The organism is Citrobacter sp. R56, assembly GCF_016811995.1.
Taxonomy (GTDB): domain Bacteria; phylum Pseudomonadota; class Gammaproteobacteria; order Enterobacterales; family Enterobacteriaceae; genus Citrobacter_D; species Citrobacter_D enshiensis.
Map to the genome: position 1 here is coordinate 2,838,413 of NZ_CP069159.1, position 22,830 is coordinate 2,861,242.

The window sequence follows — 22,830 nt, forward strand, 5'->3', positions numbered from 1 at the left end:
TTCGCTCCCTTTAATAAATCCTTTAGTTCTGTTGGCGTATGCTGGCGCGACATCGTCTTCTCCTTATCCGATTAGAGTAAAATCATTAATATCGATGCTTTTAGAGTTTACGTTTTCTAAAGTAATGACATTGCCATTAAGAGGATTGCCGATGGTAATGACGGTACTGCTACCGGCTCCTCCAGCAATCGTGACGCTGCTGGCAAAATTCGCTACACCAATGCCTAATAAACTCAGATCGATGAGGTCCTGTCCGCCGCCGGGATTACTATCGAAACCGTTGGTAATACGGTCTCGCCCAAAGCCTGCGCTAAAGACGAAGGTGTCATTTCCGGAACCACCTGCCATGATATCAGCGCCCTGGCCACCATCGAGTCTATCGTTACCCACTCCGCCTATCATGTAATCGTTACCGGTCCCGCCCTGAAGGTTATCGATACCCTCACCACCTTCAAGGAAGTCATTTCCTGCCCCGCCATTCAGTTGGTCGTTTCCTCCCATCCCATACAAAAAGTCATTACCGCTGCCACCGTTGATGGTGTTGGCAATGGCATTCCCTTTGCCGGTGAAAGCGCCTGTCCCGGCGAACACCAGTGTTTCAACGTTATTGGTCAACGTGTAATTTTGGAGGGTGGTCTGGACAACATCCGTCCCGCCATTAAGAGCTTCCTTGACACTATCCATGGCATTATCAACCAGATAAACATCATCTCCGGCCCCCCCCGTCATGCTATCGGCACCCTGGCCACCCTCGAGTCTATCGTTACCCGCTCCGCCTATCAGGTTATCGTTGCCAGCCCCGCCCTGAAGGTTATCGGCACCGTCACCGCCATCAAGGGAGTCATTTCCTGCCCCACCGTTCAGTTGGTCGTTTCCTCCCATCCCATACAAAAAGTCATTACCGCTGCCACCCGTGATGGTGTTGGCAATGGCATTCCCTTTGCCAGTGAAAGCGCCTGTCCCGGTGAACACCAGTGTTTCAACGTTATTGCCCAACGTGTAATTGTTGAGGGTGCTCTGGACAACATCCGTCCCGCCATTAAGACCTTCAGTGACAACGTCACCAGTATTATCAACAATATAGATATCATTACCGAGACCGCCCACCATCACATCGGCGCCAGTGCCGCCGTTGAGTGTGTCGTTGCCGGCCCCACCGTTGAGCGTGTCGTTGCTGCCCCCACCATTGAGGACGTCATCGCCAAGCCCACCATTGAGGACGTCAATGCCGTTCCCACCATTGAGGACGAGGTTGCGGTTGGCAACGACCGGCGGATTATCGAGCTGACTCGTCCCGAAGATGTTCTCGGGAAGATTGGTCAGGCCCGTGTTGCGTGCCACGATCCCGGCAAAGCCCTGCTCCTCGATGACCTCGTAGAGATCCAGATGCTCCACGCGGTCGAGATAATACAGCCGGTCACCTTCCTGGATCCGGTCAAGTTGCTCGTGGATGATGACCCAGAAGGTCTGGCCAACCACACCGCCATTGATGTGCTTCTCGGCGAGTCCGCCAACGAACAGATCAACTCTGTCGATGCCTTTGACGGTGTTTCCGTTGACAAATTTATAGCCAGGATTCGCCGCCAGGAAGTCTGCAATTTGAGCATCTTCCAGCACGAGGTCTGGATACGCCTGCTTGAATTGCTCAATGACTGTATCGCTGAGATCGTTCCGTGCCTGGAAGTCCTCCCACGAACTGTAGGGTGTGAGATCGCCAGCAAAGCTGACCGCCTCCTTCACATACGGATCGAGAGAGGCCATCAGGTCGGCCCGGATCTGGTTCATCGAACCCAGACCGACGTCCCACTCGCGGGCGACGTCGAACGCGAACACGTCAGCACTGGTACGAATGAGGTCATTTCGGACAGCATCGACGATATTGACGTCGACTTCTTCCGCGGGCTGGACAACACCACCGGCAATGATCCCGGAGACACCCAACTGCTCATAGCCAGGCTTGGGAGAGTAAGGCAATTGCCCACTGGGGAGGATGAACGCACTCGTATCGTTGGTCGGGTTGAGGAACGCGTCGAACAGAGGTACCTGCGTTGCATTGCCCTGAGCGTCGAGCACCGTCAGCGTCTGCCCTATCAGCGAATGACCGAACCGGTAAGCTGCAGTCGCGAACTCGTGTGAGACGCGCGCATCCACTTCCGGATTGTACCCGGCGAAGCCGTGATCGCCCTCGCCTCTCATGCCACCAAGCAACTTGTCGGCAAAGTCGGTGTAAATAACGCGCTGATACTCAGCCTCGTTGATTATCTTGGCGGCCTGGAACAGTTCTTCAGCTGTTCCCTCGAATCCGGCTTCGAGCAATCCGTTGACATGGAAGTTGTGATTCCGCTCCCAGATGTTGTGGACCGCAGTGAGTGCGATGTTCTCGTTCGCACGTCCATCACCCGCTACGTAGTGGTCGAGCAGGTTGATAAAGGGGTTGGTGTCGAGCAGCAGCGCAAAGCCACTTCCCATGAAATTAGACGTCATGGCAGGGAGCATCGACTTGTTGATAACACCATTGCTGTCGACCAGTCCGGCGAAGTACTCCCGGAAGGTCACGCTGTGGTCGCCCGGCAGCGAGCTGTCGGTGAACAGCGTGTTGTTGTTCCAGTGATGCAGGATCAGTTCGCTCAGCGTGGGCAGCAGCTTGAAATTCGGATTTGAGGGATCCACTCCGCCTTCCAATAGCTTGCCCGTAAACCCGCCCTGTCCGTCACCTTCGCGCAGGAACTGGCCGACGAGTTCGTTCGAGCCATAAGTTTGGTTCTGGTCAGCGAATGGCGATGTCTTATTGAGATGCTGCGGGATGCCATTGGCATCAATGCTGTCAACGGTTCCGCGAGTCAGGTCAGCAGGATTTGGAACCGTGCCCGGAGCGCCAATCTGGATCGTTCCGTTACCTCCCTTACCGAGGAAATCGAGACCGTGATCGAAGTACTGACCGAAGGCCGTGAACAAGCTGTTCACGCCCGCGGCGTTGCCGGAAAGGTTTGCTTCCTGTGCGCCAAGGATATTGCTGATGGCACGCGGATCCAGCCCGGAGAACAGGGGATTGATGTCGCGGTTGTGAGTCGTCTCATTCCAGGCGCCGTAGTGCGCGTCGGTGAGTCGTGTGAACGGCTGATCGGCCGAACCATAGTCAAGGTGAACACGGTTATTTCCGGTGCCTTCGAGATCGCGGATCCCGAGTGCATCGTTGTCTTCACCGCCTTCACGCCCGTTGACCAGATTCTTCAGGTTGGCGACATCACTGGCGTTGAGCGGGAAGGCACCGTCGCCGCCGACATCGTCATCGCCATCGCCATCGTCATCATCATCATCGTCATCCGCCGACGTTTCCTTGCTCGCTAAGATAATGGGATCGGCAGGTTTCGACATGGTGTTCATGCCGTCAGGCACTGTGCTCGTGTCCTGGGTCAGCGTAGAAGGCCTGGATTTCGACGCCAGCTCAACAACCTCCTGCGGCGACGGCGTGCCAAACACACCATCCAGACCAGTGCTGATGACCGGATCGGTACCTTTGTTCACTTCAACTGCGGGTAAGATGTTGGCGGTCTGGTTACTGATAACCGATCGCGGCGGATCTATAACTGACCATATCCCGGCGTATCCCGTTTGAAACGCGTGATCAAACACGCGCAGGAAGGAGTGGTCTATGGCACCAAACTTGTTCTGCACTGTGACCAGGTGGTTAAAGCTACCATCGAAGGTACGAATACCGAATGGAAGCAGAGGGTTGGAGAGTAAATTAAAGTTGACACCGTCGACATACGCTTGTGCTATAGAGGTTTGCAGGAGGATAAATTTAGGGTCATGCTTATTAATATCGGCCATGTTCATTTCTCTCAAGAATGATTATGAAAGGGCACGAAAAGGCGAAGCCTGTACGCGGCACTCGGATTACGCGCCTGGAATTGCTAACTGAGCGAGTAGACAGAGCAGCTCCGAGCTCCGAGGGGGCAAACGATCTATATTCCCCCTTCACTTCACAAAATGACCCTACGATGGATATGCTCAGCTCCCACTGGAAAATCGCGACGACTTACTTTGCCAAAGTGATAACAGGCTTCAGACAAGCGATCCCCTGATATTTAATAAAGCCATAAAGTTAACAACCGTCAATAATATTAAACAGCGAAAATGAACCACCGGTAATTAACCGGTCAACGTTGCGCTGATAGCCGCGCTTTAACTATCCAGCAATACAACACGATAGGTGAAATTTTCCAGATGAATATTGAATAAATCATAAAGAAAAAATTAATTATTAATATAGGCACGCTAAAATCAATAATATAAAAGTTTATAAAAAAACCTGAAAATAATACATTATTAGTACCGCTTCGTTGACATACCGAAACTAACTTATATTTACCTGCCATCAACATCATAAACGAGGTCATTATGTATGATGTGACCTGTCCCCAGAATTAGAGACTACCGTCAGTGAGTAATGTCGGTTTGTTTACCTTTAATTTTTCCGTTTCGCCAGCCTGCTGCAAACTCTGATGGTGTCGGATAATTCAGTGCTGAATGTGGAGGATACTCGTTATAATCCTGCCGCCAGTCATTAATGATTGGACTGACCCCACACCCGTAGACAAATTCTGTCCTCACGACGAGGCCTGTTCAAAGCACGTATCAAACGCTAAAGATGACTCTACTGTAAGCACAGTGTTCATCTTTGGGCTGGTGAACCTGAAGAGATGGTTAACTCTGGAATGACGATGACGTCGGCGGTACATGCTCCCCCCAAACCACAATAACCCTGGTTTTAATATGGTCTATGACAGCTATTCTTCCAGCAGGGACACTAAATGGTTAGGAGGCGTCAACTTATGGTAAAAACACCAAAAAAGAAAAAGGGGTTACCTTTCGGTAACCCCTTCTCTGTATTTGGCGGAAGCGTAGAGATTCGAACTCTAGAACCCTTTCGAGTCGCCGGTTTTCAAGACCGGTGCCTTCAACCACTCGGCCACGCTTCCAATGAGGCGCACTATAAACATCCCGAACGGACCTGTAAAGCACCAAAACGTTCGTTTGCCTGAAAAACAGTCAAAATGCTGTTAATAGCCTGAAATAACAACAAATTGACTATTTATTCAGCGCAAACCATCAATGTTTTATGATGTACATATCTTTGCTGTAGTAATTTCCCAGACTGTCGGAGACAAATCCGCCTATCCACGGCTTCACAAGATGGGTGCGAACGTAGTGATAAACCGGAATGGCGGGTACGTCCTGCCCCAACATGTCTTCAGCCTGTTGATAATATTTACCTCGCTCCGCGACCGTTGCTGCTTTCGCCGCATTACGTAATGCCTCGTCATACGCCGGATTGCTGTACTTGCTCGTGTTTTCACTGTCGCCAGTACGGTAGGTATTCAGGAAACTTGCCGCATCATCGTAATCCGCTATCCAGGCATAACGAACCGCATCGAAATTACCGGTATGCATGGTATCGAGCATCGTTTTCCATTCCTGGTTTTGTAATTTCGCCTCAACGCCGAGGTTCTTCTTCCACATCGAACTCGCCGCAATGGCAATGCGTTGATGCGTTTCCGAGGTGTTATAGAGCAAATTGAACGAAAGTGGATGATCCGGACCAAATCCCGCGTCGGCTAACAGTTTTTTCGCCTCTGCGATGCGTTTGTCCCGTGGCCCGGAGGCATAGTCAGGCGCACGTAGCGTCACACCGCCAATATCAGGCTGGCTGATGACCCAGGCTTCGCGTTGCCCCTGCCCCATGACTTTCTGCGCGATAATGTCCTTATCCAGCGCCATATTCAGCGCACGACGTACCCGCGGATCATTGAACGGTGCACGGGTGGTATTGAACTGATAGTAATAGGTAGACAGTTGTGGCGCGACGCGTAGCTCATCGCCCATTGTTTTTTTCAATTGCGCGAACTGATTCACCGGCACGGTATAGACAATATCTATCTCTCCCGCTTTGTAGCGGTTAACGTCCGCCGCCTCAGAACTAATAGGCAGCCAGGTGACTTTATTGATAACCGTATGTTGGTCATCCCAGTAGCGAGGGTTGCGCACCGTCACAATCCGTTCGTTTACCACCCATTGCGAGAGCGTGTAGGCTCCGCTGCTGACGAAATGTTCAGGTTTTGTCCACTTATCGCCAAAACGACCTATCAGGACTTTATCCAGCGGCACCAGCGATGGATGGGCCAACATCGCGAGAAAGGCGGCGGTCGGCTGCGTTAGCGTGATTTCCAGCGTTCTGTCATTGACGGCCTTGACCCCCAACGTATCAGGCGCTTTATTGCCTTGTGCAATCTCTGCGGCGTTCAGTACATGCATATTCCCCAGATAGGTCGCATACGGAGAGGCCGTTTTGGGCGAAACTAAACGCTGCCAGCTCCAGACGATATCCTGTGCCGTGATAGCCGAGCCATCAGACCAGGTGATCCCAGGACGTAAATGGAACGTCCAGACCGTATTGGCTTTATTTTCCCACGACAGGGCAAGTCGCGGCTCAATCCCCCCTTCCGGGGTGACGGCGACCAGTCCATCGAACATCTCGCTGATTAAACTAAACTCGACATTGCTTTCAACTTTATGTGGGTCCAGCGATGCCGGTTCGCTGCCGTTGTTTCTGACCAGTTCCTGTTTTTCTGCCAATACCGTTCCGGCCGGAACATTCGCTGCCCATGCCGCACTGGTTATCGACATCAGACTGACGGCCAACAGCGTAAACGTAAACACCCTCGGGTTGAGTTGAGTCATTCCCTTTACCTTATTGATCTGTTGATGAGGACATCACCACTCATAATGGGCGTCATGTAATAAAGCAATAATTTTCAGTTACCTATACGACACTGATCTCCCTGCGGCGTATAATTGGTGTGTTAAACTGGTTAACCTGATTTTTCTGAAATAAAATACTTATCCCGTTAGAGATCAACTGCGTAAAGATGGGTAAAACCGCTGTGTCATTGCCAGCGATTTCTTTATCCTCCGTCATTAATTACATCTGTCATAAGAGAGTGACTCATGGATCGTATAATTACTTCTTCGCGCGACCGTACATCGCTACTCAGCACTCACAAAGTGCTGAGAAATACCTATTTTCTGCTGAGTCTGACGCTGGCGTTTTCAGCGATCACCGCCACGGCAAGCACCGTATTAATGCTGCCGTCTCCGGGTCTGATTCTGACGCTGGTGGGTATGTATGGCCTGATGTTCCTGACCTATAAAACAGCGAACAAACCGACCGGCATCCTCGCCGCTTTCGCATTTACCGGCTTCCTGGGCTACATTCTCGGCCCGATGCTGAATGCCTATCTGTCCGCAGGTATGGGCGATGTGATCGCGATGGCGTTGGGTGGAACTGCACTGGTCTTTTTCTGCTGCTCCGCCTACGTTCTGACGACGCGTAAAGACATGTCCTTCCTCGGCGGTATGCTGATGGCGGGTGTGGTTGTCGTACTGATTGGTATGGTGGCTAACATCTTCCTGCAACTGCCAGCGCTGCATCTTGCCATTAGCGCGGTGTTTATCCTGATCTCTTCTGGTGCCATCCTGTTTGAGACCAGCAACATTATCCGTGGCGGTGAGACTAACTACATCCGTGCAACGGTTAGCCTGTACGTTTCGCTCTACAACATCTTTGTCAGCCTGCTGAGCATTCTGGGTTTCGCCAGCCGCGACTAAGAGACAGAATGTGTCATCCAGCCCCGCTTATGCGGGGCTTTGTTTTTTGGTAAACTGGCAACAGTTTGACTAACGCTGTGAAGAATTATGTTGATCTTTGAAGGGAAAGAAATCGATACCGATAGCGAAGGCTATCTGAAAGAGACGACGCAATGGAGCGAGCCTCTGGCAGTTGTTATTGCGCAAAACGAAGGCATCACCCTCTCGACTGAACACTGGGAAGTGGTTCGCTTTGTCCGTGATTTTTACCTGGAATTTAATACGTCGCCCGCGATCCGTATGCTGGTAAAAGCCATGGCGAATAAATTTGGCGAAGAGAAAGGCAACAGTCGCTATCTGTATCGCCTGTTCCCGAAAGGCCCGGCTAAACAGGCCACAAAAATTGCAGGCCTGCCCAAGCCGGTGAAGTGTATTTAGTAGCGAATACTAAAGCCTTTTAACTCGGCGCCAGGGCGATGCGGTTCACTGAGAACCCGGTCAACTCTGGCGCTCCTTGGCCCCCCATCCTTCAGCCACTTAAGCAGTTTTTCAACGAGCTCAGCTTCGCCGCAGGCCACCACTTCTACGCTACCGTCATCCAGATTTTTCGCGTAACCGGTTAATCCCAGTCGTTGCGCTTCATGCTGCGTGCTATAGCGAAAGCCAACACCCTGAACGCGACCGTGCACCCAGGCGATTATGCAGATTTTTGACATTGCTGTGCTCCTTATCATCGCGGGGCGCGTTGCAAATCCTCGCAAAACTCAGGACAATGGCGCCCATTTCTTTGATTCGACAGAATAGTAAATTATGAGTGTACGTTTAGTGTTAGCCAAAGGGCGCGAAAAATCTTTACTTCGTCGCCATCCGTGGGTCTTTTCCGGTGCGGTCGCTCGCATGGAAGGCAAAGCCAACCTCGGTGAAACCATCGATATTGTTGACCATCAGGGCAAATGGTTAGCACGCGGCGCGTATTCGCCTGCGTCGCAGATTCGTGCACGCGTCTGGACGTTCGATAAAACGGAATCCATCGACATCGCCTTCTTCACCCGTCGTCTGCAGCAGGCACAGCAGTGGCGTGAGTGGCTGGCGAAGAAAGACGGGCTGGACAGCTATCGGCTGATTGCCGGGGAATCTGATGGTCTGCCAGGCGTGACTATCGACCGTTTCGGCAACTTCCTTGTGCTGCAGCTGTTGAGCGCTGGCGCAGAGTATCAGCGCGCCGCCTTGATCAGCGCATTGCAGACACTGTATCCCGAATGCGCCATTTATGACCGCAGCGATGTTGCGGTGCGTAAAAAAGAAGGTATGGAGTTAACCCAGGGGCCCGTTACGGGCGAGCTGCCTCCTGCCCTGCTGCCTATTGAAGAACACGGTATGAAGCTACTGGTGGATATCCAGGGCGGACATAAAACCGGTTACTACCTTGATCAACGTGACAGCCGCCTGGCGACGCGTCGCTATGTAGAAAACCAACGCGTTCTGAACTGCTTCTCCTATACCGGGGGATTTGCGGTATCGGCGTTGATGGGCGGATGTCGCCAGGTCGTGAGTGTCGACACCTCTCAGGAAGCGCTGGACATTGCGAAGCAAAACGTTGAACTGAACAAGCTGGATCTCAGCAAAGCCGAGTTTGTGCGTGATGATGTTTTCAAACTGCTGCGCACCTACCGCGATCGTGGCGAGAAATTTGACGTGATCGTGATGGATCCGCCGAAATTTGTCGAAAATAAAAGTCAGTTGATGGGCGCATGCCGCGGCTATAAAGACATCAATATGCTGGCAATCCAGTTGCTGAATCCAGGCGGCGTGTTGCTGACATTTTCCTGTTCCGGGCTGATGACAACCGATTTATTTCAGAAAATCATCGCCGATGCCGCATTAGATGCTGGTCGTGATATACAATTTATAGAGCAGTTCCGTCAGGCTGCCGATCATCCGGTGATCGCTACCTACCCGGAAGGGCTGTATCTGAAAGGGTTTGCCTGTCGCGTCATGTAACTTGAAAAGTGGAATTTTACCCTCAAATAGAGAGTATTAATTTCCCGGGAGGTGACTATGATTGCCAGCAAATTCGGTATTGGCCAGCAGGTCCGCCATTCCCTGTTAGGTTATCTCGGAGTGGTCGTGGATATCGACCCGGTCTATTCGCTCGAGGAACCGTCACCTGATGAGTTGGCGGTTAACGACGAACTTCGCGCTGCTCCCTGGTATCACGTGGTGATGGAAGACGATAACGGTCAGCCTGTTCATACGTATCTGGCTGAAGCGCAGTTGAGTAGCGAAACTCAGGATGAGCATCCTGAGCAGCCTTCAATGGATGAACTGGCCCGCACGATTCGTAAACAACTCCAGGCACCACGACTGCGTAACTGATTTTAGCCCGTGCCCGATGGCGTTTCGCTTATCGGGCCTACGCGTCTTATCCGGCCATGAACCGCGGGCCGGATAAGCAACGCGCCATCCGACAACCGCGCAAACTTACTTTGCCAACCCCAGACGTGGAATTTCAATCGCCGGGCAACGATCCATCACGACGGTCAGACCTGCGTCTCGTGCCAGTACCGCAGCCTGCTCATTAATCACGCCCAACTGCATCCACAGCGTTTTCGCTCCGATAGCAATCGCCTCCTGCGCAACGCCCCAGGCAGCTTCTGAATTGCGGAAAACATCCACCATATCGACTTTTTCCGGCACGTCGGCCAGTGTCGCGTAGCCTTTCTGCCCTAACAGCGTCGTCCCGGCAACCTTGGGTGATACAGGAATAACGTGATAGCCCTGGTCGAGCAGATATTTCATCACACGATAGCTCGGGCGATCGGGTTTATCACTCGCCCCCACCAGCGCGATAGTTCGGGTGGACGTCAAAATGCCAGCAATATCGGTCTCTTTCATCATCTTTCTCCAGGCTGTTTTGCAAAGTGTACGACAAACCCGACATCCCAACCATTCGCCCCATACGAATGTATGAGAGCAAAAGTCAAAAATATGTCTATATGTTAGTAAAGATGATTACAGAAAAATTTTGATACATTATTCATTATGCGGTCTTTGGACAGGAGAACCCTATGAAAGCCGGCATTGTGACAACCTTCATTGCATTGATTTTGCCGGCCACCGTTTTCGCCACCACATTACGCCTCTCCAGTGATGTTGATCTTCTTGTTTTAGATGGTAAAAAAGTCTCCAGTTCGCTGTTACGGGGGGCCGACAGTATTGAACTGGATAACGGTCCGCATCAGCTGGTTTTTCGTGTGGAGAAGACCATTCGCCTCTCCAGCCATGAAGAGCGACTCTATATCTCCCCCCCCCTGGTGGTGAGCTTCGATACTCAGCCAATTAGCCAGGTCAATTTTCATCTGCCACGGCTGGAGAACGAGCGTGAAACAGCGCATTTTGATGCCGCGCCACGCCTTGAACTTCTCGATGGCGACGCCATGCCAATCCCTGTAAAGCTTGATATTCTGTCCATCACCTCGACGGCCAAAGTCATTGATTATGAACTTGAAACTGAACGCTATAATAAAGCATCTAAACACGCCTCGCTGCCGCAGTTTGCTACGATGATGGCCGATGACAGCACCCTGCTTTCGGGGATCTCAGAGTTGGATGCCATTCCGCCGCAATCCCAGACGCTCACCGAGCAACGACTCAAATACTGGTTTAAACAAGCCGATCCGCAAACCCGAAATAACTTCCTGAAATGGGCAGAAAAACAGCCATCCTCATAGCGTTTTGACGCCTGTCCGCATTTTTTACGTCTTTCTCTTGCAGCGTCAAGAGCTTCCAGTACTCTGTAGCAAGGTTAACTACGGAATTGAACTATGGAACTGACGACTCGCACTTTGCCGGCGCGCAAACATATTGCGCTGGTTGCACACGATCACTGCAAACAGATGTTGATGAACTGGGTTGAACGCCACCAGCCATTGCTGGAAAAGCACGAACTTTACGCAACCGGAACGACGGGTAACTTAATTCAACGCGCGACAGGTATGGACGTAAACGCCATGCTGAGTGGCCCGATGGGCGGCGACCAGCAAGTTGGCGCACTGATTTCTGAAGGGAAAATTGATGTTCTGATTTTCTTTTGGGATCCGCTCAATGCGGTACCGCACGATCCGGATGTCAAAGCGCTGCTGCGTCTGGCAACGGTGTGGAATATCCCGGTTGCCACCAACGTTTCTACCGCCGATTTTATTATCCAGTCGTCGAATTTCAGTGATGAAGTGGATATTTTGATCCCGGATTATGAGCGCTACCTGGCCGAACGCCTCAAGCCATAAGCCTACAGGCGGCGTTTGCCGCCTGTTTCTCAGGGTTTCCTCGCTACCGGCACATCCAGATGCTTCAGATCGTCGACAAAACAAGACGGATTTTCTTTATTAAATAAAATCCACACGCGATGCCGGGCACGTGTCAACGCCACATACAGCAATCTCCGCTCCTCTGCATTCGGGAAATCTTCCACCTGTGGCAGCAAGGCCTCTTCCATGATTGACTCGCGCGCCGGTGCCGGAAAACCATCGCTTCCCTCATGCAGCCCGACGATGATTGCATAGTCTGCTTGCTGACCTTTACTGGCATGAATGGTCATAAAATCCAGCTGTAGTTTTGGCCAGCGCGTCGCGGCCTTTTCCAGACTGGCGGGTTTCAAATGATGGTAGCGCGCCAGCACCAGAATCCGCTCATCCTCTTTTGCATAACCAGAAAGTTTATCCAGTAAGGCATCCAGCTGACTTTCCTCCAGCAGCGTGACCGCCTTCTTGTCTCCGGTTGTCAGACTGTTGAGCGGTTTTGCGAGTTGGTGCGGATTCTGCTGGATAAACCGGTTAGCGATTTCACCGATCCGGCTGTTGAAGCGATATGTGGTATCAAGATCGCACCGATCGCCCTCGCCAAACGTTTGATGAAACGCCGTCGTGAGCGAAAGCTGAGCCCCGCTGAAACGATAAATGGCCTGCCAGTCATCCCCGACGGCAAACAATGTGCTATGTGGGTTTTGCCGACGCAACGCGGCCAGCAATGCCGCGCGTTGCGGGGAGATATCCTGAAACTCGTCAACCAGAATATGCTTCCACGGACTGATAAAGCGCCCCTTTTCAAGGATCACAATCGCCTGATGAATAAGCCCGGAGAAATCGACAGCATTTTCCTCTTTCAGCGCGCTTTTCCACGCTTTCAGTAGCGGCGCCATCAATTTGATACGTTTACCGAACAGGTCGCGGATCGCTTCCGGCGCGCTGGCGATCATCTCGGCCTGTGTGCCGCCATGCATCCGCATCAGACTCACCCAACGATCCAGTCGTGGTGCCAGTCGACGTCGCAGCTTTTCATCATCCCAGAAATTGCCTTCCGGCACGGTCCACTGCATTTCGTCTTCCAGCCACTGCCGCCAGCCTTTTGCCTGGGCCTTTTTCTCACTGCACTGCTGTCGCCACGCCGAAATAAAGAGCTGATGTCTCGCGTCAGTATCGTTTTCAAGTTTACTGATCGTCGGGACTTTTTTGCTCCCTTGCTGGATGATGTGCAGCGCAAGCGCATGGAACGTTCGCGCGGCGACCTCTTCAGTATGCAACCGCTCGCGAATACGCTGGTCCATCTCTTCAGCAGCTTTACGGCCAAAAGCCAGCAGCAGAATTTGTTCAGCCGCCGCCTCTCCTCGGGCCAAAAGCCAACCGGCACGAGCAACCAATACCGACGTTTTGCCACTGCCAGCCCCGGCAAGAACCAACAGCGAATGCTCGCCGTTGACGACCGCTCTGGCCTGTGCGGGATTCAACGGGGACGATTCTATCTGTTCGAAAAACGCCGCATATTTTGTCAGCATGACATCGGTATAAGCCTGATTATGCACCAGTCGACAGCCTTCGATATCTTTTAGCCATGCCAGGCACTTACGCCATGCATCACGACAATTTTCAAAAGATTCCAGTCGGTTGACAGGCAACGGCAGCGCCGCAAACGCGCGACGAATTTGCTGCTGAATTCCTGACGTTTGCTCGCGGGTCAACCATGTGTTTTCCCCCGTCCTCTGCGCAATGAGGTCTAATTGTTCCTGCAACACCCGCGCAGCAACCTCACTCATCTCCTGACTCCAGCGTTGCCAGTGCGCCTCCAGGTGATGGTGAAACCGTTGCGTTTCGCTCCATTCTGTACCGTGCAAGCGCACCACTTTATCATCCGGCAGGACGAACTCCAGCTCTCCCCACACCAGGCCGCGTTTGCAATGGATAGCCAGTAACTGATTGAATGGAATAAGATATTCATGGCGGTCGCCAGAGACTTTGATACCAGCATTAAGAATAACAGCCCGATCGTAAGGGTGTTGTGCCAGACGTTTTCCAAGAGAAGTTGCTTTCAGTTCCATGACTCAGTGGATCCACACGAGAGGTTTACTTCTCAGTGTAACCGCCAGAGAAAACGTGCTCCAGCCCAAAAAAACGTTACAATTGCCTTGAATCATAGAAAACCAGATTTGACCGAGGCTTTATGCGTACCGTTCTGAATATCCTAAATTTTGTGTTGGGGGGTTTTGCGACCACCCTGGCCTGGTTACTGGCGACACTCGTCAGTATCGTTCTGATTTTTACATTACCCCTGACACGCTCGTGCTGGGAGATAACCAAACTCTCTCTGCTTCCCTACGGTAACGAAGCGATTCATGTGGATGAACTCAACCCTGCGGGCAAAAATGCGCTGATGAATACGGGCGGTACGTTACTCAATGTTTTCTGGCTGATTCTGTTCGGCTGGTGGTTATGCGTGATGCATATTGCTGCCGGTATTGCCCAATGCATTACGATAATCGGGATCCCTGTCGGCATTGCGAACTTTAAAATTGCCGCCATCGCACTCTGGCCGGTTGGCCGCCGCGTGGTCACTGTTGAAACCGCTCAGGCTGCGCGCGAAGCAAATGCGCGTCGCCGTTTTGAATAATCAGGACTGATGGCCTTTATGTTGAGTCCCTTGCTTAGGCGGTACACCTGGAACAGTACCTGGTTATATTATGTGCGTATTTTTATCGCGCTGTGCGGCACAACGGCCCTGCCCTGGTGGCTGGGCGATGTAAAACTGACCATACCCCTAACGCTGGGTATGGTGGCCGCTGCGTTGACCGATCTGGATGATCGCCTTGCAGGACGTCTGCGCAATCTGATCATCACGCTGATCTGTTTTTTCATCGCCTCCGCCTCCGTGGAATTGTTGTTTCCGTGGCCCTGGCTTTTCGCTATTGGCCTGACGTTATCGACCAGCGGATTTATTTTGCTCGGCGGTCTCGGTCAGCGCTACGCGACCATTGCTTTTGGCGCATTGCTGATCGCCATCTACACCATGCTTGGCGCATCGCTGTACGAGCAGTGGTATCAGCAGCCACTGTTCCTGCTGGCTGGGGCTGTATGGTACAACCTGCTTACGCTCACCGGGCATCTGTTATTCCCTATCCGCCCGCTGCAGGATAATCTGGCGCGCAGCTATGAGCAGCTTGCACATTATCTGGAATTAAAATCCCGGTTATATGATCCGGATATTGAAGATGAGAGTCAGGCGCCTTTGTACGATTTAGCGCTGGCCAACGGGCAACTGATGGCAACGCTGAACCAGACTAAAATCTCTCTGCTCACTCGTCTGCGTGGCGACCGTGGGCAACGCGGTACGCGCCGGACGCTGCACTACTATTTTGTTGCGCAGGATATTCATGAACGAGCCAGCTCATCGCATATTCAATATCAAACGCTACGCGATCATTTCCGCCACAGCGACGTGATGTTCCGCTTTCAGCGTCTGATGTCGATGCAAGGGCAAGCCTGTATGCATCTGTCGCGCTGCCTTTTACTGCGCACGCAATATCAACACGATCCGCATTTTGAACGTGCATTCACACACCTTGACGCGGCACTCGAACGCATGCGGGCCGGCGGCGCTTCAGCAGACTTACTGAAAACGCTGGGATTTTTACTCGCAAACTTACGCGCAATAGACGCGCAACTGGCCACGATTGAATCTGAGCAGGCGCAGGCGATGCCTCGCAATGAATCAGAGAATCAGCTGGCAGACGATAGCCCGCACGGATTCAGCGATACCTGGCTACGGTTCAGCCGCAATTTCACGCCAGATTCCGCCCTGTTTCGTCACGCAGTAAGAATGTCGTTGGTTCTCTGCCTGGGTTATGCCTTGATCCAAATAACCGGAATGGATCACGGTTACTGGATCCTGCTTACCAGCCTGTTTGTGTGCCAGCCAAACTATAACGCCACCCGACATCGTCTGGCGTTGAGGATTATCGGCACGTTGGTGGGTGTCGCCATTGGTTTGCCGATATTGTGGTTCGTTCCCTCCCTCGAAGGGCAATTGATCCTGCTGGTAATTACAGGCGTGCTGTTTTTCGCGTTTCGCAATGTGCAGTATGCCCATGCCACGATGTTCATTACTTTACTGGTGTTGCTGTGCTTTAACTTGCTGGGAGAAGGTTTTGAGGTCGCTCTGCCGCGTGTCATTGATACGCTCATTGGCTGTGCCATCGCGTGGGCTGCCGTCAGCTTCATCTGGCCAGACTGGCGTTTTCGCAATCTTCCGCGTGTTCTGGAACGTGCAACGGATGCGAACTGCCGCTACCTGGATGCGATCCTCGAACAATATCACCAGGGGCGTGATAATCGACTGGCCTACCGTATTGCCCGCCGGGATGCACACAATCGCGATGCAGAGCTGGCATCGGTGGTGTCCAATATGTCGAGCGAGCCCGATGTCACCGCAGAAACGCGTGAGGCCGCGTTTCGGTTACTCTGCCTCAACCATACTTTTACCAGCTACATTTCCGCGTTAGGCGCTCACCGTGAGCAGTTAACCAATCAGGAAGTTCTGACCCTGCTGGACGATGCGGTATGCTATGTCGATGATGCGCTTCATCATCAGCCCGCAGACGAACAACGGGTACATCAGGCGCTGGAGGGGCTAAAACAGCGGATTCAGCATCTGGAACCTCTCCCGGACAGCAAAGAACCGCTTGTCGTGCAGCAGATTGGCTTGCTGATCGCGCTGCTCCCTGAGATCGGTCGTCTGCAACGACAGATTACGCAATTGCCGTCTAATACCCCTGTTCTGTCATAAGTGACTGAACCCAGTCTGCAAGCTCCTGGCGGCGCGCCGCCGGGAGCGCGGCTTCATGTACCCCGAGAATCGCCCCTTCAAGGGAATAGAGAATTTTCACCGTCAGGGATTTATTAAGATGACGAAGCCTTAGCCAACTCATTTTCGCCCCCAGATTCCGTAATGTGCTCTCATCTTTAATCCCCGCTTCGTTCAGGAGGATCTCCAGATGAAAGGTCATATTCGGTAAATCCTTAAGACGATGTTGCGAAAAGCGGGAATGCTTTTCCTTTACCGCCGCATCCAGCGAATACTGTGACAAGCGCACCAGTTGCTGCTGGTCGCACCACAAGCTTTCATCCACCCGATAATAGTGGAGCATTACCTGACGTCCGCGCTTCATAAACGTCAGCCAGACAGGCGGATGTTTCACACAGTACTGTACGCTTTGCTCGCAGGCACGAAGGTATAACTCACCATTAGCAACCATCGCAAAGACAGTATCCCCAATACTCAAACTGTAACTGCCAAACAGCGAGCGGTAGCCAATCGTGCCCAGTGAAGCCAGGTATTCTTGAGATTTATAGATTCGACTATAAGAATGTGCTCTCATAAAAATCCTTTTTAAATCATAAGCTAAATAAATAAATTGCAGTAACAGCTCCGTTAATGACGAAAATAGGCAACTTATTCTAAAGGGGCAAGATGAATTTTGTTTTTACTGCGACGACGAATAAAAATTGCGAGTCTGTTTCCGAAAATAAGGTTGATCTTTATTGGTCACAGGGTTACTGTACATCCATACAGTAACTCACAGGGCTGGATTGATTATGTACACATCAGGTTATGCAAATCGTTCTTCGGCGCTCTCTTCCACTTCCGGTCGAATTGCGCGTGTCTCTTCGGAGAACTCCACCGCAGGGCTTATCAGTGAAGTGGTCTACCGCGAAGACCAGCCCATGATGACCCAATTACTCCTTTTGCCCCTGCTGCAACAATTAGGGCAGCAATCGCGCTGGCAGCTCTGGCTGACGTCACAGCAAAAACTCAGCCGGGAATGGGTGCAATCAGCAGGACTTCCTCTCACCAAGGTGATGCAAATAAACCAGCTTTCTCCGTGCCATACTTTAGAATCAATGATTCGGGCATTGCGCACAGGAAATTACAGTGTCGTGATCGGTTGGTTGTCGGATGAATTGACCGAAGAAGAGCATACGCAACTGGTAAAAGCTGCCGATGAGGGAAATGCAATGGGATTTATTATGCGTCCGGTACGAGCCCATTCCTTAGCCACGAGACAGCATTCCGGACTAAAAATTCACTCTAATTTGTATCATTGAGTAAAATTAGGATTAATCCTGGATTTTTTTTTCATGCTTTACCGGTGTATTGAAGCCTAAGGCTTTTTTGGTGCGAACGCTTGCCAGAAGCGGTTTCAGCGATTTTTGCTGCTCGATTTCTCATCTCTAAATGTTAAATAATGTGTATACAAGCCTTTTTTTTTCATATGCCTGACGGAGTTCACACTTGTAAGTTTTCCACTACGTTGTAGACTTTACATCGCCAGGGGTGTTCGGCCTAAGCCGCAGATTCGGTAGAGTAACTATTGAGCAGGTCCCCCGGTGAAGGATTTAACCGTGTTATCTCGTTGGAGATATTCATGGCATATTTTGGATGATAACGAGGCGCAAAAAATGAAAAAGACAGCTATCGCGATTGCAGTGGCACTGGCTGGTTTCGCTACCGTAGCGCAGGCCGCTCCGAAAGATAACACCTGGTATACCGGTGCTAAACTGGGCTGGTCTCAGTTCCATGACATTGGCAACAACCAAATCAACAACAACGGTTCAACTGAAGAAAGCCAGCTGGGCGCAGGCGCGTTCGGTGGTTATCAGGTTAACCCGTACGTTGGTTTCGAAATGGGTTATGACTGGTTAGGTCGTATGCCGTACAAAGGCAACACTCAGACCGGCGCTTTCAAAGCTCAGGGCGTTCAGCTGACCGCTAAACTGGGTTACCCAATCACTGACGATCTGGACATCTACACTCGTCTGGGTGGTATGGTTTGGCGTGCAGACGCTAAAAACAACACTGGCTTCAAAGACCACGACACTGGCGTATCCCCAGTATTCGCAGGTGGTGTTGAGTATGCAATTACTCCTGAAATCGCTACCCGTCTGGAATACCAGTGGACCAACAACATCGGTGACGCTAACACCGTTGGTGGTCGTCCGGACAACGGCCTGCTGAGCGTAGGTGTTTCCTACCGTTTCGGCCAGGGTGAACCGGCTCCAGTTGTAGCTCCGGCTCCGGCTCCGGCTCCAGAAGTACAGACCAAGCACTTCACTCTGAAGTCTGACGTTCTGTTCAACTTCAACAAAGCAACTCTGAAACCAGAAGGCCAGCAGGCTCTGGATCAGATGTACAGCCAGCTGAGCAACCTGGATCCGAAAGACGGTTCCGTTGTTGTTCTGGGCTTCACTGACCGCATCGGTTCTGACGCTTACAACCAGGGTCTGTCCGAGAAACGTGCTCAGTCCGTTGTTGATTACCTGATCTCTAAAGGTATTCCTTCTGACAAAATCTCTGCACGTGGCATGGGCGAGTCCAACCCGGTTACTGGCAACACCTGTGACAACGTGAAAGCTCGCGCTGCACTGATCGACTGCCTGGCTCCGGATCGTCGTGTTGAGATCGAAGTTAAAGGTATCAAAGACGTTGTAACTCAGCCTCAGGCTTAAGTTTCCGTCTAATAAAAAACCCCGCTTTGCGGGGTTTTTTTTTGCCATGCCACTGTGTACTCAGAACATGCTGGCAGAGCCATACGCTATTCTTTACCCAATAAGGCCTGCAGATCCTGCTTCAGCGTAGACATCTGACTGGCGTACTTCTCTTTATGTTCCGCATCCTCAATCAATTGCACTATCGTTTCTGAAAGCGTTTTGCCACGGCGCTGCGCAAGTCCAGCCAGGCGTTGCCAGACGATAAATTCTAAATCGATCGATTTCTTACGCGTATGCTGATGCTCAGCATTAAAGTGTCGTTTGCGTCGTGCCCGTATCGTCTGTTTCATCCGATTTAGCAGCGCAGGATTCATATGCTCGTCAATCCAGGTATTGACCCGAACCGGTTCATTCTCGAGGGTTAGCAACAAATCGACGGCCTCTTTGGCTGCGCTGGCCTCCACGTAACGGGTAATCAACTCCCCTTCGCGGTGCTTTTTCACCAGATACTTCCACTTCCAGCCGCTTTCAAGATTTTCAAGTTGTTGATATTTCATTGCGATCTCAATGTTACCGTGTAACTCTTATCAGAATATCAGCTTTTTAAGCATCTGAAGAAAAGAATATGCAGCCTGTGAACTGTCGCGCGTCATACTGCGTGTTTCCGTTCGCTTTCCACGTGTGCAGTGTTGCCGGTTACGGTATAATCGCGTTTTTCACAACAGACTAAAAAACCTCAACTTTGACCATTACGAAACTTGCATGGCGTGATCTGGTTCCTGATACCGACAGTTATCAGGAGATATTTGCACAGCCACACTTTACTGACGAAAACGACACCTTACTCAGTGATACTCAACCGCGATTGCAGTTTGGTCTGGAGCAACTTCTCCAGCCACGTACGTCGTCATCTTTTATGCTGGCAAAGGCCCCGCAAGAGCTTGAGTATATCAACCTCCTGGCCGATGCAGTCCGAACGCTGCACACCGACGACGGTAAATTGACCGGCGGTCACTACGAGATTTCAGGTCATCACATTCGTTTTCGCGAAGCAGAAAAAGCAGAAGACAATTTTGCGACGTTAACTCAGGTGGTCAGTGCCGACTGGGTTGAAGCCGAACAACTGTTTGGCTGCCTGCGTCAGTTTAACGGAGAAATCACCCTGCAACCCGGCCTGGTACATCAGGCTAATGGCGGCATTCTGGTTATTTCTCTGCGCACGCTGCTGGCCCAGCCCCTGTTATGGATGCGCCTGAAAGCCATCGTGAGCCGCGAAAGCTTTGACTGGGTCGCATTCGATGAATCTCGCCCACTGCCTGTTTCTGTGCCCTCTATGCCGCTTAAAATGAAGGTGGTACTGGTGGGTGACCGCGAGTCGTTAGCGGACTTCCAGGAAATGGAGCCGGAACTCGCAGAGCAGGCTATCTATAGCGAATTTGAAGACAACCTGCAGATCATGGATGAAGAATCCATGACGCAGTGGTGCCAGTGGGTGACCCAGGTCGCCAGAAGCAATAATCTGCCCTACCCCGGCCCTGATGCGTGGCAGGTCCTGATTCGTGAAGCGGTACGCTATACTGGCGAGCAGGACACCTTGCCGCTCTGCCCGCTATGGATTGCTCGTCAGTTCAATGACGTCACCCCGCTGTGTGAGGGGGAGACCTGCAACGCAGAACAACTTCGTCTGATGCTCGCCCAGCGCGAATGGCGCGAGGGTTTCCTTGCCGAACGGATGCAGGATGAAATCCTCCAGGAACAGATCCTGATCGAAACCGAAGGCGAACGCATTGGTCAAATCAATGCGCTCTCGGTGATTGAGTTCCCTGGCCACCCTCGCGCATTTGGCGAACCGTCACGTATTAGCTGCGTGGTGCATATTGGCGATGGGGAATTCACTGACATTGAGCGAAAAGCGGAACTTGGCGGGAATATCCATGCCAAGGGCATGATGATCATGCAGGCTTTCCTGATGTCTGAGCTGCAGCTTGAGCAGCAGATCCCGTTTTCCGCCTCGCTGACCTTTGAACAGTCCTACAGCGAAGTCGATGGCGACAGCGCATCAATGGCTGAATTATGCGCGTTGATCAGTGCTCTGGCTGATGTTCCTGTTAATCAGAGTATCGCGATTACCGGTTCTGTCGATCAATTCGGTCGTGCACAACCGGTAGGCGGTTTAAACGAGAAGATTGAAGGCTTCTTTACTATTTGTCAGCAGCGAGAATTATCAGGCAAGCAAGGCGTGATTATTCCAGCGGCCAACGTCAGACATCTTAGTCTGCAACCTGCGCTGCTACAGGCCGTTGAAGAAGAGAAATTCAGTATCTGGGCGGTGGATGACGTGACAGACGCCCTGCCGCTTCTGTTAAATCTGGTGTGGGACGGTGAAGGTCAGACAACGCTGATGCAAACTATCCAGGAGCGTATTGCGGCAGCAACGCAACTGGAAGGTCGTCACCGTTTCCCCTGGCCGCTGCGTTGGCTGAATTGGTTTGTTCCGAACTGATCGGACTTGTTCAGCGTACACGTGTTAGCTATCCTGCGTGCTTCAATAAAATAAGGCTTACAGAGAACATGGTAGATAAACGCGAATCCTATACAAAAGAAGACCTTCTTGCCTCTGGTCGCGGTGAACTGTTTGGCGCTAAAGGCCCACAATTGCCAGCACCAAGCATGTTGATGATGGACCGTGTCGTCAAGATGACTGAAACCGGTGGTAACTTTGACAAAGGTTATGTCGAAGCTGAGCTGGATATTAACCCGGATCTTTGGTTCTTCGGGTGTCACTTTATCGGCGATCCGGTCATGCCGGGCTGTTTAGGTCTGGACGCAATGTGGCAGCTGGTTGGATTCTATCTCGGCTGGTTGGGCGGTGAAGGTAAAGGCCGCGCCCTGGGCGTAGGCGAAGTGAAATTTACCGGCCAGGTTCTGCCGACCGCGAAAAAAGTCACTTACCGTATCCACTTCAAGCGCATCGTTAACCGTCGCCTGATCATGGGTCTGGCTGATGGTGAAGTTCTGGTCGATGGTCGTCTGATCTACACCGCCAATGACCTGAAAGTGGGCCTGTTCCAGGACACTTCCGCGTTCTAATCCTGCACTTTTACAGCCAGCCACGTTTGCTGACTGAGTGATAAAAGGCGAAACCTCCGCAATGCGGAGGTTTCTTTTTTCTAAAGAGACAGAATCAGGCCAAAACTGCCCTGTCCGCCATGGCTTCTCGCCAGCCTCCCAGCCAGTATGACCTCTGATTCAGCGTCTGATAGGGACACATTTCTTTTGAGCGTCCGGCGATGCCGGCCTGATATCCACGTTGATGTGCCCGATCCAGGCGATCTCGTTTTTGTCTCTTCATGCCTCGTTTCCCTCATCT

At 51.7% G+C, this 22,830-nt stretch carries 20 protein-coding genes, 1 tRNA gene and 1 pseudogene; 12 read left to right on the forward strand and 10 right to left on the reverse strand.

What is annotated here, in order from left to right; genetic code table 11:
- Positions 1-63: 63 nt before the first annotated feature.
- The 4 genes and pseudogenes from JM656_RS22465 to JM656_RS13545 all read right to left on the reverse strand — a co-directional run bounded on the left by JM656_RS22465 (position 64) and on the right by JM656_RS13545 (position 6,741).
- Complete coding sequence (locus JM656_RS22465) at positions 64-3,831, reverse strand: peroxidase family protein (RefSeq protein WP_203358237.1); 3,768 nt, start codon at positions 3,829-3,831, stop codon at positions 64-66.
- Positions 3,832-4,440: 609 nt separating this feature from the next.
- Positions 4,441-4,572: pseudogene (locus JM656_RS13535) on the reverse strand (IS3 family transposase); the annotation flags it as partial.
- A 322-nt stretch (positions 4,573-4,894) separates the two neighbouring features.
- Positions 4,895-4,982: transfer RNA gene (locus JM656_RS13540), tRNA-Ser, on the reverse strand.
- A gap of 130 nt (positions 4,983-5,112) precedes the next feature.
- On the reverse strand, positions 5,113-6,741 hold the full coding sequence (locus JM656_RS13545) for an ABC transporter substrate-binding protein (protein ID WP_203358238.1): 1,629 nt from the start codon (positions 6,739-6,741) through the stop codon (positions 5,113-5,115).
- A 267-nt stretch (positions 6,742-7,008) separates the two neighbouring features.
- Here JM656_RS13545 and yccA point away from each other — a divergent pair, with 267 nt between their 5' ends.
- The gene (gene yccA, locus JM656_RS13550; protein ID WP_162383894.1) at positions 7,009-7,668 is read left to right on the forward strand and encodes an FtsH protease modulator YccA; all 660 of its coding nucleotides are present in this window, start codon (positions 7,009-7,011) and stop codon (positions 7,666-7,668) included.
- Positions 7,669-7,755: 87 nt separating this feature from the next.
- On the forward strand, positions 7,756-8,085 hold the full coding sequence (tusE, locus tag JM656_RS13555; protein WP_203358239.1) for a sulfurtransferase TusE: 330 nt from the start codon (positions 7,756-7,758) through the stop codon (positions 8,083-8,085).
- On the opposite strand, the gene yccX is transcribed toward tusE, so the two are convergent.
- Positions 8,082-8,363 (reverse strand): acylphosphatase, encoded by a 282-nt coding sequence (yccX, locus tag JM656_RS13560; RefSeq protein ID WP_203358240.1) that lies wholly within the window; start codon positions 8,361-8,363, stop codon positions 8,082-8,084. The genes tusE and yccX overlap by 4 nt on opposite strands.
- Before the next feature lie 94 nt (positions 8,364-8,457).
- On the opposite strand from yccX, the gene rlmI reads away from it, so the two are divergent.
- Both rlmI and hspQ read left to right on the forward strand, forming a co-directional pair.
- The gene (gene rlmI / locus JM656_RS13565; RefSeq protein ID WP_203358241.1) at positions 8,458-9,648 is read left to right on the forward strand and encodes a 23S rRNA (cytosine(1962)-C(5))-methyltransferase RlmI; all 1,191 of its coding nucleotides are present in this window, start codon (positions 8,458-8,460) and stop codon (positions 9,646-9,648) included.
- A gap of 57 nt (positions 9,649-9,705) precedes the next feature.
- Entirely contained in the window at positions 9,706-10,023 is a 318-nt protein-coding gene (gene hspQ, locus JM656_RS13570; RefSeq protein WP_162382774.1) for a heat shock protein HspQ, read from the forward strand.
- A 105-nt stretch (positions 10,024-10,128) separates the two neighbouring features.
- Here hspQ and JM656_RS13575 read toward each other — a convergent pair whose 3' ends face one another.
- Positions 10,129-10,542 (reverse strand): CoA-binding protein, encoded by a 414-nt coding sequence (locus JM656_RS13575; RefSeq protein ID WP_192614325.1) that lies wholly within the window; start codon positions 10,540-10,542, stop codon positions 10,129-10,131.
- Positions 10,543-10,715: 173 nt separating this feature from the next.
- On the opposite strand from JM656_RS13575, the gene JM656_RS13580 reads away from it, so the two are divergent.
- Together JM656_RS13580 and mgsA are read left to right on the forward strand one after the other, a co-directional pair.
- Positions 10,716-11,378 (forward strand): DUF2057 family protein, encoded by a 663-nt coding sequence (locus tag JM656_RS13580; protein WP_203358242.1) that lies wholly within the window; start codon positions 10,716-10,718, stop codon positions 11,376-11,378.
- Positions 11,379-11,471: 93 nt separating this feature from the next.
- Positions 11,472-11,933, forward strand: a complete 462-nt coding sequence (mgsA, locus tag JM656_RS13585) for a methylglyoxal synthase (RefSeq protein WP_203358243.1) — start codon at positions 11,472-11,474, stop codon at positions 11,931-11,933.
- Positions 11,934-11,962: 29 nt separating this feature from the next.
- On the opposite strand, the gene helD is transcribed toward mgsA, so the two are convergent.
- A complete protein-coding gene (gene helD, locus JM656_RS13590) occupies positions 11,963-14,017 on the reverse strand; it encodes a DNA helicase IV (RefSeq protein WP_203358244.1) in 2,055 nt (684 codons plus the stop codon).
- Between the two features lie 122 nt (positions 14,018-14,139).
- Here helD and JM656_RS13595 point away from each other — a divergent pair, with 122 nt between their 5' ends.
- Both JM656_RS13595 and yccS read left to right on the forward strand, forming a co-directional pair.
- Positions 14,140-14,586 carry a YccF domain-containing protein gene (locus JM656_RS13595; RefSeq protein ID WP_203358245.1) on the forward strand — a complete coding sequence of 149 codons (447 nt, stop codon included), beginning with the start codon at positions 14,140-14,142 and terminating at the stop codon, positions 14,584-14,586.
- Between the two features lie 18 nt (positions 14,587-14,604).
- Positions 14,605-16,758 (forward strand): YccS family putative transporter, encoded by a 2,154-nt coding sequence (yccS, locus tag JM656_RS13600; protein ID WP_203358246.1) that lies wholly within the window; start codon positions 14,605-14,607, stop codon positions 16,756-16,758.
- On the opposite strand, the gene JM656_RS13605 is transcribed toward yccS, so the two are convergent.
- Positions 16,736-17,350, reverse strand: a complete 615-nt coding sequence (locus JM656_RS13605; protein WP_203358247.1) for a TfoX/Sxy family DNA transformation protein — start codon at positions 17,348-17,350, stop codon at positions 16,736-16,738. The genes yccS and JM656_RS13605 overlap by 23 nt on opposite strands.
- 217 nt (positions 17,351-17,567) lie before the next feature.
- Here JM656_RS13605 and sulA point away from each other — a divergent pair, with 217 nt between their 5' ends.
- Both sulA and ompA read left to right on the forward strand, forming a co-directional pair.
- Positions 17,568-18,077 carry an SOS-induced cell division inhibitor SulA gene (gene sulA / locus JM656_RS13610; protein WP_203358248.1) on the forward strand — a complete coding sequence of 170 codons (510 nt, stop codon included), beginning with the start codon at positions 17,568-17,570 and terminating at the stop codon, positions 18,075-18,077.
- 354 nt (positions 18,078-18,431) lie between these two features.
- Positions 18,432-19,478, forward strand: coding sequence for a porin OmpA (ompA, locus tag JM656_RS13615; protein ID WP_192611803.1), 1,047 nt, complete (start codon positions 18,432-18,434; stop codon positions 19,476-19,478).
- Between the two features lie 86 nt (positions 19,479-19,564).
- Here the strand turns inward: ompA and matP are convergent, their stop codons facing one another.
- A complete protein-coding gene (gene matP / locus JM656_RS13620) occupies positions 19,565-20,017 on the reverse strand; it encodes a macrodomain Ter protein MatP (protein WP_203358249.1) in 453 nt (150 codons plus the stop codon).
- Between the two features lie 185 nt (positions 20,018-20,202).
- Here matP and JM656_RS13625 point away from each other — a divergent pair, with 185 nt between their 5' ends.
- A complete protein-coding gene (locus JM656_RS13625) occupies positions 20,203-21,963 on the forward strand; it encodes a Lon protease family protein (RefSeq protein WP_203358250.1) in 1,761 nt (586 codons plus the stop codon).
- A gap of 68 nt (positions 21,964-22,031) precedes the next feature.
- Positions 22,032-22,550: a bifunctional 3-hydroxydecanoyl-ACP dehydratase/trans-2-decenoyl-ACP isomerase gene (fabA, locus tag JM656_RS13630; protein ID WP_010429339.1), complete on the forward strand. Its 519-nt coding sequence runs from the start codon at positions 22,032-22,034 to the stop codon at positions 22,548-22,550.
- A gap of 94 nt (positions 22,551-22,644) precedes the next feature.
- Here the strand turns inward: fabA and rmf are convergent, their stop codons facing one another.
- The gene (gene rmf / locus JM656_RS13635; protein ID WP_192611800.1) at positions 22,645-22,812 is read right to left on the reverse strand and encodes a ribosome modulation factor; all 168 of its coding nucleotides are present in this window, start codon (positions 22,810-22,812) and stop codon (positions 22,645-22,647) included.
- Positions 22,813-22,830 lie beyond the last annotated feature (18 nt).